Annotated in this window: 8 protein-coding genes and 1 pseudogene; 5 read left to right on the plus strand and 4 right to left on the minus strand. The window is 67.6% G+C overall.

Annotated elements, in window-relative coordinates; genetic code table 11:
* Positions 1-17 precede the first annotated feature (17 nt).
* The 4 genes and pseudogenes from ptsP (at position 18) to QRO95_RS24145 (ending at position 6,649) form a co-directional block, all read left to right on the plus strand.
* Positions 18-2,629 (plus strand): annotated as a pseudogene (ptsP, locus tag QRO95_RS24130) (phosphoenolpyruvate--protein phosphotransferase).
* The gene (gene pfkB, locus QRO95_RS24135; RefSeq protein ID WP_285303640.1) at positions 2,626-3,582 is read left to right on the plus strand and encodes a 1-phosphofructokinase; all 957 of its coding nucleotides are present in this window, start codon (positions 2,626-2,628) and stop codon (positions 3,580-3,582) included. Before ptsP ends, pfkB begins: the two are co-directional and overlap by 4 nt.
* A 74-nt stretch (positions 3,583-3,656) precedes the next feature.
* Positions 3,657-5,381, plus strand: a complete 1,725-nt coding sequence (locus tag QRO95_RS24140) for a PTS fructose transporter subunit IIC (RefSeq protein WP_285303641.1) — start codon at positions 3,657-3,659, stop codon at positions 5,379-5,381.
* Positions 5,382-5,395: 14 nt separating this feature from the next.
* Positions 5,396-6,649 carry a carbohydrate porin gene (locus tag QRO95_RS24145; RefSeq protein WP_285303642.1) on the plus strand — a complete coding sequence of 418 codons (1,254 nt, stop codon included), beginning with the start codon at positions 5,396-5,398 and terminating at the stop codon, positions 6,647-6,649.
* Positions 6,650-6,723: 74 nt separating this feature from the next.
* Here QRO95_RS24145 and QRO95_RS24150 read toward each other — a convergent pair whose 3' ends face one another.
* Positions 6,724-7,251, minus strand: coding sequence for a DUF6622 family protein (locus QRO95_RS24150; RefSeq protein ID WP_285303643.1), 528 nt, complete (start codon positions 7,249-7,251; stop codon positions 6,724-6,726).
* 90 nt (positions 7,252-7,341) lie between these two features.
* Positions 7,342-8,175, minus strand: a complete 834-nt coding sequence (locus QRO95_RS24155) for a trypsin-like serine protease (protein ID WP_180853840.1) — start codon at positions 8,173-8,175, stop codon at positions 7,342-7,344.
* Positions 8,176-8,364: 189 nt separating this feature from the next.
* Here QRO95_RS24155 and QRO95_RS24160 point away from each other — a divergent pair, with 189 nt between their 5' ends.
* Entirely contained in the window at positions 8,365-8,643 is a 279-nt protein-coding gene (locus tag QRO95_RS24160) for a hypothetical protein (protein WP_285303644.1), read from the plus strand.
* 31 nt (positions 8,644-8,674) lie between these two features.
* Here the strand turns inward: QRO95_RS24160 and QRO95_RS24165 are convergent, their stop codons facing one another.
* Both QRO95_RS24165 and QRO95_RS24170 read right to left on the minus strand, forming a co-directional pair.
* The gene (locus QRO95_RS24165; RefSeq protein WP_285303645.1) at positions 8,675-9,544 is read right to left on the minus strand and encodes a methylenetetrahydrofolate reductase; all 870 of its coding nucleotides are present in this window, start codon (positions 9,542-9,544) and stop codon (positions 8,675-8,677) included.
* The gene (locus QRO95_RS24170) at positions 9,544-10,458 is read right to left on the minus strand and encodes a LysR family transcriptional regulator (protein ID WP_180853842.1); all 915 of its coding nucleotides are present in this window, start codon (positions 10,456-10,458) and stop codon (positions 9,544-9,546) included. The genes QRO95_RS24165 and QRO95_RS24170 overlap by 1 nt, the downstream gene beginning before the upstream one ends.
* Positions 10,459-10,630: the final 172 nt, after the last annotated feature.

Raw genomic sequence — 10,630 nt, forward strand, 5'->3', positions numbered from 1 at the left:
TGAAATCACCAGGGTGAATGTTCCCAATACGCCACAGCACCCCCTTCCCGGAGCCCGCCTTGCAGCCCTTGACTACCCCCGCCCCCGTCAGCCGGGAATTGATCCGCCTGGATGCGCGGGCGCTCGACAAGGCCGACGCCATCGCCCAGGTGGCACAGATGCTCGTCGCTGCCGGCTGCGTTGCGCCGGCTTACGAGGCCAGCATGGGGCGTCGCGAGGCGTTGGCGAACACCTTCCTCGGCCATGGCGTGGCCATTCCGCACGGGCTGGGCGAGGACCGTCACCTGGTGCGCCGCGATGGCATTGCCGTACTGCAGTTCCCGCAAGGCGTGGAGTGGAATCCGGGCCAGGTCACCCGCCTGGTGGTCGGCATTGCCGCCCAGTCCGATACCCACATCACCCTGCTGCGCCGGCTGACCCGACTGATCCAGGATGACGCAACGCTGCAGCGCCTGTTCACCACGGCAGATGCGAGCGAGATCATCAGTGCGCTGGCCGGCGATGTTGCGACCACGGCCCCCACTGTGCCGGTGACTGACCTGGCCGAGCGTTTCGACTGGACCATCGCCTATCCCAACGGGCTGCACGCACGCCCGGCCACGCGCTGGGCTGAAACAGCGCGCGGCTTCGCGGCCCACGCCAGAGGCAACACGGACGATCAGACTTCCGCCCCCAAGCGCCTCATGGGCCGGCCCGCGCACAGGTCCGCGCGGGCGATCAGGCTGCCGATGCCAAGAGCCTGGTGGCGCTGCTGCAGCTCGGGTTGCGCCATGGCGACGCGGTCAGCGTGTCTGCCGAGGGCGCCGATGCCCCTGCCCTGTTGGCCGCGCTGCGCAAGGTCATGGACGGGCTGGTGGCACAGGAAAGGGCCGATGCCGAGCGCGCGGCGCAGCGCAAGGCCGCGCCGGTTGCGGGCTGGAATCCGCCCGACGCACAGGCGGCGATCGTCGGCATCGGCGCCAGCCCAGGCCTGGCGATCGGCCCGGTGCATGTACTGGCCAGCACGCATGCCGACGTTGCTGACCGCCCCACCCCGCTCGGCGAAGGCGGCGCACGCCTGCAGGAGGTGCTCAGCCGCACCCGCCAGCAGCTGGCTGCACTGCAGGACGACACCCAGCGCCGGCTCGGCGCCTCGGATGCGGCAATCTTCAAGGCGCAGGCCGCGCTGCTCGACGACACCGATCTGATTACCCGTACCTGCCAGCTGATGGTCGAAGGCCATGGCGTTGCGTGGTCCTGGCACCAGGCCATCGAGCAGATTGCCTCCGGGCTGGCGGCACTGGGCAACCCGGTGTTGGCCGCGCGCGCCGCCGACCTGCGTGACGTGGGCCGGCGCGTACTGGCACAGCTTGATCCGTCCGCGGCGGGTGGCGGCCTTGCCGACCTGCCTGCACATCCTTGCATCCTGCTCGCTGCTGATCTGTCGCCGTCCGACACGGCCAACCTAGATACCGGTCGTGTGCTCGGCCTCGCCACCGCGCTGGGCGGGCCGACCTCGCACACCGCGATCCTTTCGCGCACGTTGGGCCTGCCGGCGCTGGTCGCCGCTGGCGCGGAGCTGCTGACGATCAGCGCGGGGAGCAAGGCGATCATCGATGGCAGCAGCGGGCGCCTCTATCTGTCGCCGTCCGAGGCCGATCTCGCCTCGGCACGTGCGTGGATCGCCGAACAGCAGCAGATCCGCGAGCGTGAAGCGGCGCAACGCGCGCAGCCGGCACAGACCCCTGACGGACACCGCATCGACATCGGCGCCAACGTCAACCTTCCCGAGCAGGTGCCGCTGGCACTGGAGCAAGGCGCGGAAGGCGTCGGCCTGATGCGCACCGAATTCCTGTTCCTCGAGCGCGGGAGCACGCCCAGCGAGGATGAGCAGTACGCCACGTACGTGGCGATGGCCAAAGCACTCGACGGCCGCCCGCTGATCGTGCGCGCGCTCGATATCGGTGGCGACAAGCAGGTCGCTCACCTGGAGCTGCCACGCGAGGAAAATCCGTTCCTCGGCGTGCGTGGCGCGCGCCTGCTGCTGCGCCGCCCCGACCTGCTGGAACCACAGCTGCGTGCGTTGTATCGCGCGGCGAAGGACGGCGCACGCCTGTCCATCATGTTCCCGATGATCACCTCGGTGCCCGAGCTGATCGCACTGCGCGCCATCTGCGAACGGTTGCGCGCCGCGCTCGAGGCACCCGAAGTACCGATCGGGATCATGATTGAAGTCCCTGCCGCAGCAGCCCAGAGCGATGTACTGGCGCGCCATGCCGACTTCTTCTCGATCGGCACCAACGACCTGACCCAGTATGTGCTGGCGATCGACCGCCAGAACCCGGAACTCGCGGCCGAGGCCGACAGCCTGCACCCGGCCGTGCTGCGCGCGATCCGCGCCACAGTGGAAGGCGCACGCCTGCATGGACGCTGGGTTGGCGTCTGCGGTGGCCTGGCCGGCGATCCCTTCGGCGCAATGCTGCTGGCCGGCCTGGGCGTGGACGAACTGTCGATGACCCCGAACGACATCCCGGCCGTGAAGGCACGCCTGCGTGGCAACGCGCTGGCCGATCTGCAAGCGCTGGCCACTACCGCGCTGGACTGCGAAACTGCCGAGCAGGTGCGTGCCCTTGATGGAGCGCACGCATGAGCGCCCAGGCCCTCACCGTTACCCTGAACCCGGCGATCGACCAGACCGTGCGGCTGGCGCACCTGCATCCGGGACAGGTGCATCGTGCCCACAGCTCCCGCGACGATGCCGGCGGCAAGGGCATCAACGTGGCCGCCTGCCTGGCCGATTGGGGCGTGCCGACCACTGCGATGGGCGTGCTCGGCGATGGCAACGACGGCGTGTTCAGCGCGTTGTTCGCCGAGCGCGGCATCGCAGACGCTTGCCTGCGCGTTGCGGGCCGCACCCGCACCAACATCAAGCTGGTCGAAGAGGCCAGCGGCGAGACCACCGACATCAACCTGCCCGGCCTGTTACTGTGTGACGCCGATCTGGACGCGGTATCGCGCCGGCTCGACGCCCTGCTCCAGCCGGACCAGCCAGTGGTGCTGTCCGGCAGCCTGCCGTCGGGGCTGCCAGCCGATGCATGGGCGAGACTGCAGGCGCAGGCGAGCGCCGCCGGTGCGCGCGTACTGCTGGACACCAGTGGCGACGCACTTGCCGCCGCGTTGAGCGGCGCACAGGGCGCACTGCCCTACGCGATCAAGCCCAACCGCCACGAACTGGAGGCCTGGACCGGCACGCCGCTGCCGGATCGCAGCGCCCTGCGGGCCGCAGGCCACGCCTTGGTCGAGCGCGGAGTCGCACTGGTAGCGATCTCGATGGGCACTGACGGCGCGCTGTTCATTGATCGCAGCGGCGCTCTGGTCGCGCGACCGGCGCGACTGGCACGCGGCAGCACGGTCGGTGCCGGCGATGCCATGGTCGCCGGCATTGCCGCCGCATTGCTGGAGCCCTCCCTGGATCTGACGGGTTGCGCCCGATTGGCGACGGCGTTCTCGATGAGCCGGCTGGAGAGCGGCGACGCGCGACGACTGGACCCGGCGCAGGTGCGCGCGTGGACCGGCGATGTACTGATCGAGCGGTTGGATTGAAACCCCTGCAGAGGGAGCTGCGGCTGGCCCGCCCCCTCCTGCAAGGACGAACCCGAAGAATTCCAGGAGTGCCCATGCAAGCTTCCACCGTAGTCATCGCCGCCGGCGAACGCAGCATCGAGGCGGTTCTTGCCGCCGAAGCGCTGCGACGCGCCGCCCGCCAGCAAGGCGCTGAACTGGCGATCGAAATCCGCAGCGACCAGGGCGTGACCGGGGCACTGCCCGCCACGCAGGCCGCCGCCGCAACGCAGCTGCTGCTGGTGGGTGACGGCGAGGCGGATGCCGCCCGCTTCGGCAACGCCCAGGTCGTACGCGCCAGCCTCGGTGAAGTGCTGGACGACCCGCTTGCCGTGCTGGCGCAGCTTGCCGCGACGTCGGCAACCGCGCCCACCGCGGACGCCGGCAAGCATATCGTCGCCGTTACCTCCTGCCCGACCGGCATCGCCCACACGTTCATGGCGGCCGAAGGCCTGCAGCAGGCGGCCAAGGCATTGGGCCACGCGATCCGGGTGGAAACCCAGGGCTCGGTCGGCGCGCAGGACGCATTGAGCGACGAAGAAATCGCAGCCGCCGACCTGGTGCTGATCGCCGCCGACCGCGAAGTCGATCTGTCGCGCTTTGCTGGCAAACGCCTGTTCAAGAGCGGCACCAAGCCGGCGATCAATGACGGCCAGAACCTGATCCGCAAGGCGCTGGCCGAGGCCGGCGTGCAGGCGGGTACGGCGGGTACGGCGGGTACGCCGGCTTCAGGCCGCACGACCGAAAAGGCCAGAGCCACCGGCCCCTACAAGCACCTGATGACCGGCGTGTCGTTCATGCTGCCGTTCGTCACTGCCGGTGGCCTGCTGATCGCACTGGCGTTCGCGCTCGGCGGCATCTATGCCTTCGACGATGCACACAAGGGCACGCTGGCCTGGTCGCTGTTCCAGATCGGCGCCAAGTCCGGCTTCATGTTGATGGTGCCGGCACTGGCCGGTTACATCGCCTACTCCATCGCTGATCGCCCGGGCATCGCGCCGGGCATGATCGGCGGCCTGGTCGCAGTCAACATGGATGCAGGCTTCATTGGCGGCATCCTGGCCGGTTTCATCGCCGGCTACGGCGTGCATTGGATCAACCGTGCGCTGCGCCTGCCGCGCAGCCTGGAAGGCCTCAAGCCGGTGCTGATCCTGCCGGTGCTGGGCACGCTGCTGGTCGGTCTGTTGATGATGTACGTGATCGGCACGCCGGTTGCCGGGCTGCTGGCCTGGCTGACCGACTGGCTGCGCGGCATGCAGGGCAGCAGCGCGATTCTGCTGGGCCTGCTGCTGGGCGGAATGATGGCGGTGGACATGGGCGGGCCGGTCAACAAGGCCTCCTACGCGTTCTCCACCGCACTGATTTCCAGCCAGGTCTACACGCCGATGGCTGCGACGATGATCGGCGGCATGACGCCGCCGCTGGGTATCGCGTTGGCCACATGGCTGTTCAGCAACCGCTTCACTGCCGAGGAGCGTGGCACCGCCGGTGCCGCTGGCGTGCTCGGCCTCAGCTTCGTGACCGAGGGCGCAATCCCCTACGCCGCGCGCGACCCGTTGCGCACCATTCCGGCGCTGATTCTCGGCTCGGCCGTGGCCGGTGCGATCTCGATGGCCGCAGGTGTCGAGCTGAAGGTGCCGCACGGCGGAGTGTTCGTGCTGCCGATCCCGAATGCGGTCACCCACCTTGGCATCTACCTGCTGGCGCTGGTGGCCGGCGTGGCCGTCACCGCTGTCGCGCTGCGCGTCCTCAAGAAGCCGGTCACGGCTCCCACCCTGTAAACGGAACCTCGCCCATGACCTCCCCTTCCCGCCGCCTGTTGCCGGTAGCGATCCTGCTGGCCCTGCCGTCCGTGGCCGCAGCCGCCGACGCGAGCGACGTCCTCACCCCCAAGCTGGCGTACACCGGCGAGGCAGCCGCCACGCTCGACGGCGGCAAGCGCAGCGGCACGGCGTATGCCGGCCAGCTGATGTTCGGTGCCGACGTGAACCTGGACGTTGCGTTTGGCTGGCGGGGCGCGACGATCAAGGCCTACGGCATCAACCGCCATGGCACCAACCTGGCCAACAGCAGCACTGGCAACAGCACCTCGGTGCAGGAAATCTACGGCGGCCAGGGCACGCGCCTGGCCAACCTGACGCTTGAACAGAAACTGCTGAACGACCGATTGGTGCTGGAAGCCGGGCGCAGCGTGGCCAACATCCATCACCTCGGTTCGGAGCTGTGCCAGTACTTCCAGGGTAATTCGGCCTGCGGCAACCCGACCTACGTGTTCCGCACCAGCAATTTCACCTGGTGGCCGGTATCGAGCTGGATGGCCGATGCCACGGCCTGGGTGACGCCCGATGTCTATGTGCGCGTCGGTGCCTACCAGGTCGACCCCAGCCAGGCCGAGGACGGCCAGCACGGCCTGAAATGGAGTACCAGTCAGGCCACCGGCTGGATCGTGCCCTATACGCTCGGTTGGCGCAGCCCTGCTTCGGCACGACTGAAAGCCCGCTACGAACTCGGTGGCTGGCAGGACAACTCGACCTATCTGGATCCGCTGCGCGATGCCAACGGCGCCCCGGCGCTGCTCAGCGGCCAGGACTATGCGAACCGCCGTGGCCGTTCCGGGGTGTTCGCCCGCTTCGAGCAGCAACTCACCGGGGATGGTGCCGGGCGCGGCCTGACCCTGTTCGGTGCGGCGCTCAAGGGCACCTCCGGCCAGTTGATCGAGGATCATTTCCTGCAGGCGGGCGTGGTGCAGAAAGGCACGTTCGCCGGCCGGCCGCAGGACAGCATCGCTTTCGTTGTGACCCAGCAGAAGTACAGCGGCATCGCCTTGGAGAACCTGCGCCTTGCCCGCGCCGCGGCAGGCGGTAGCGGCACGCCGCACGGGAGCCAGGTCATGATGGAACTGAGCTATGGCATCCAGCTCACCCCGCAGCTCCGGATCGCACCGAACCTGCACTACATCGTGCATCCGGACCAGTTCAACGAACCTGCCCGCCAGCGGGACCTGCCGAATGCGTTGATCGCCGGCATGCGGGTTGATTGGAGCCTGTAGGGACGGGAGTGCCGGCCAGTGGTCGGCACTACCCTCCCGGGCTATTAATGTGACGCGTCACGGCGGAGTGGGATTCAGCCTGCGACCCCCAGTCCCCTCCCCGCTGCGTCCCGTCGCAGCGAGGCCAGATAGCGGCAGTACTTGCCGATGAAGAGGCCGGTGAATCCACCGGCAAGCAGCAGGTAGGCCGCACTGGCGCCGGCATTGGCGATCAATGACGGTGACACCGCGAATGCAACTTCGAAACCGTACTTCACCAGGAACGTGACCAGCAGCAGCGGCAACACGCTGTAGTCCGCGTTGCGCCAGAGCTTTCCGGCAGCGCCATCCAGGGTCAGCTTCACGTGGCCCAGCAGCAGCCATCCCAGTGCCGCGCCGGTACCGATGCCGGCCAGCCACTCGCCCCAGGCGCTCCAGGACACTCCGTAGCGATGGCTGATCGACCAGGCGCCCCATACGGTGAACAGCACAGGCACGACGGCCAGTTTCTGCAGTGACGTTTCGCCCGGCTTCATCGCGGCAATGCCGCGCGTGACCAGGAACGCCAGGAGAAGCCAGACCCAGGTTGGTGTCTGCGAGACGATCTGCTGGAGCATGTTCACGAGCGGTCCCCTTGTGATGAGTGGTAGCGAGGTGTCCTCGCCATGGCGCTCACTATTGGCAATCACGCGGCCTGCGGCCAGTGACAGCTGTCAGTCTTCGGGTGTTACGGGGCGGTAGTCGGGCGCACCCAGGACGCTCTCGATCCAGTCCACATAGCGCGATACCCGCACGTTGTGCACCACCTGGCCATAGAAGCCGGCTTCAAGGGCATGCTCGGGAACGGCGCTGATCCACGAGCCCAGCCCCACCAGCTGCCACGCGCCGTGTTCCCCGATGACCAGCGGGCCACCACTGTCGCCGTTGCCCAATACGCCTTCCAGAGGGAGGCCCTGTGGCGGGGCATCGAACCGATACCAGAGGTAGCGATCATTGCCACCAGTAATGGCGTTGTATGCGCGCCGCAGCGATGTGCGATGCGGCCCGCCCGGCACCAGTCCAATCGCCCCATTGCCAGTGGCGCCCTTTCCGATCAAAGCGGCGACCTGCGTGACCTCGGCACTGCCGCGATAGAGCGGTACGGGCTGCACATCGTTCACGGGGGCCGTGAGCCTGATCAGCGCAATGTCATCTGATCCGGCCAGGAACGCATGGATCTTCGCCGGGCTCCCTGTGGCCAGTGCTTCCTTGCCCAAGGCTTCCGGCATTCGCCTGTAGCCCGGATGCACGATCACACGTTCCACGCCGTAGTCCTTGCCGTTGATGGCGATGGTCTGCCCCATACCCTCCATCGGTGCGGCATGCGCTGCGGTCAGCACCCACTGTGGGGCGATCAGAACGCCCTGCCCTTCCCCCGGCATGTCGGCCAGGGCCGGAAATTCTGATCCCTCGATCCGGTAGCGGGCATCGTCCACGTCGTGGCGGATGACCACGGCCCCGGCAGCGAGCGGCAGCGCGGCAAGCGCGAGGAACAGCCAGCGGATCATGGGTGTCTTCATCCTTGCGGTCAGTCGCTGCAGCCTAGCCGAACCCCTCCCGCGAAGGGAAAACGTTCGACCAACCTCACGTGTTCGACGACGAATGCCGCAGAACCGGCCCCGAAACCGGGGCGGCCACGGGCCGTTAACAGCCTGCCTCTATGCTGGGACCTCATTGCAGACCCATGAGGTATGACCATGACCAAGCTGCGCACCCTGATGTTGACCGGCTGCCTGCTGGCACTGAGCCCACTGGCCTCGGCCGAGACCGTGAACCTGACCAACAGTGCCGACGGCGCCAACCGCGATGCGGGCATCGCTGCGGTCAAGAAGAAGCTGCAGGAGGCGTGCGCCGACCGCAAGGGCTCACCCGATGCGGCTTCGTTCGAGGTGGTCTTCGAGAAGACCAGCGAAAACCCGAACGTACCCAAGCCGTACTACGTGGATGGCAAGATGAAGTGCGAACTGCCGGGCTGAAGGGCCCAGCCACGCGATCATCGATAGAGCATCAAACGCTGGCGGCCGACGTGCGCCGCCGGTACCGCTCTATCCAGCCCAGTGATGGCGCAATGCCACCGAACGGGAAGAAGTGAGGGCTGACCGGGCCATGGGCGTCCGTCAGCCCACTCAGCAGGCGATCCATGAACACCTCCGGCCCTGCCGTTCCCAGCAGCCGGCCGATCGAGATGCCGTACCGCGCCAGCATCGATGCACTGGCACCCACGCCGCACATCGCGGCGTAGCGCGCCAGCCGCGCAATGCTGGCCGGGCCCGGCACGCCCACCAGTACCGGAACCGTGATGCCACGGGCGCGCAGCGCATCCAGCCAGGCCAGCACGATATCGGCATCGAAGGCGAACTGGGTGATGATCAACGGCGCCATGCCCTGCGCTTCGATGGCCTGGCATTTGCGTTCCAACACGCGCCACCGATCCTCGGCGGTCATCACCGGATGGCCTTCCGGATGCCCGCCGATGGCCACAACCTTGATGCTGTAACGCTCAAGAAGGCCGGTCTCGATGATCGAAATGCTGTCAGCAAACGGCCCGGCAGGCGTGGCCAGGTCACCGGCGATCAGCAGGCACTGCTCGACGCCGACCTCGCTGGCGGCGCGTTCCAAGAACCGCGCAAGCGCCGCACGCGACCCGATGCGGCGGGCAGAGAGATGCGGCATCGGCTCGAAGCCGAGTTCGCGCACCGTGCGCGCGGCCGCCAGCCGGGCGTCGTCGTCCTCGCTCGCCAGGTAAGGGATCGAGATCGTCGTTCCCGGAGCGATGCGATCCGCTTCCGCGCGCAGTGCCTGCGTGGCCTTCGCGCTCACTTCCAGAGAAAACGCGTTGATGAAGGCTTCCGCCCGCTGCGATCCAGGTGCGGGCATCAACGGGCTCCGCCTGCATTGCCGGCGATCGGCGTGCTGTTCCGGGCCAGCTCGACGAAGGCCTGCAGGTAGTCGATGCCGGTATCGGCCTCACGCGCACCCAGGTAGATCTGCTTGGGAATGCCCTTCGCCCCCAGGCGCACCGGCACCACGTCCATGCGCGCCGCGTACTCCTCCACCAGCCAGCGCGGCATCGCGGCCACACCACGGCCGCTGGCCACCATCTGCATCATGATGTCGGTGGTTTCGATGGTCTTGTGGCGCCGCGGCGTGATGCCGGCCGGCAGCAGGAACTGGTTGTAGATGTCCAGGCGCTCGAACGGCACCGGGTAGCTGATCAGCACTTCCTGGCCGAGCTGGCGCGGCTTTACGTGATCCACCTTGGCCAGGGGGTGGCTCCTGGCCACCACCAGCACCTGCTCGTAGTCGAACACGGGCACGAACTTCAGGCCCGGCTTCAGCAGTGGATCAGGCGTGACCAGCAGGTCGATCTCGTAGCCGAACAGCGCACCGATGCCACCAAACTGGAACTTCTGCTTGACGTCCACATCCACGTCCGGCCAGGCGGCCAGGTACGGCGAGACGATCTTCAGCAGCCACTGGTAGCACGGGTGGCATTCCATGCCGATGCGTAGCGCGCCGCGCTCGCCCTGGGCGAACTGGCCCAGCCGCTCTTCGGCCAGGTCCAGCTGCGGCAGCACGCGATTGGCCACCGCCAGCAGGTACTGCCCGGCCTGGGTCAGGCGCAGGCTGCGGCCTTCGCGCAGCCAGACGTCGGTGCCCAGCTGCTGTTCCAGCTTCTTCATGCTGTGGCTCAGGGCTGACTGGGTCAGGTTGAGTACGCCGGCGGCAGCGGTCAGCGAGCCCTGCTGCTCGACCTGCTGCACGATGCTGAGGTGGATCCGTTCCAGCATGACGATGAATCCCGCTCATGGATTGGTGAAGTAATACCATTTTACGTCATGGAAGGGCATGGCTAGGATCGGGTCATGCCTTCGGTTGCCTGCCAGCCCGGTCACCTCGCCGGCCTGCAGGACTGCGCCCCCGCAGATCGCCCGAAGGAGCCCCTCCCCTGCTGAAAGCGAA

It is taken from the genome of Stenotrophomonas maltophilia group sp. Smal13 (genome assembly GCF_030236855.1).
Classification (GTDB): Bacteria; Pseudomonadota; Gammaproteobacteria; order Xanthomonadales; family Xanthomonadaceae; genus Stenotrophomonas; species Stenotrophomonas maltophilia_A.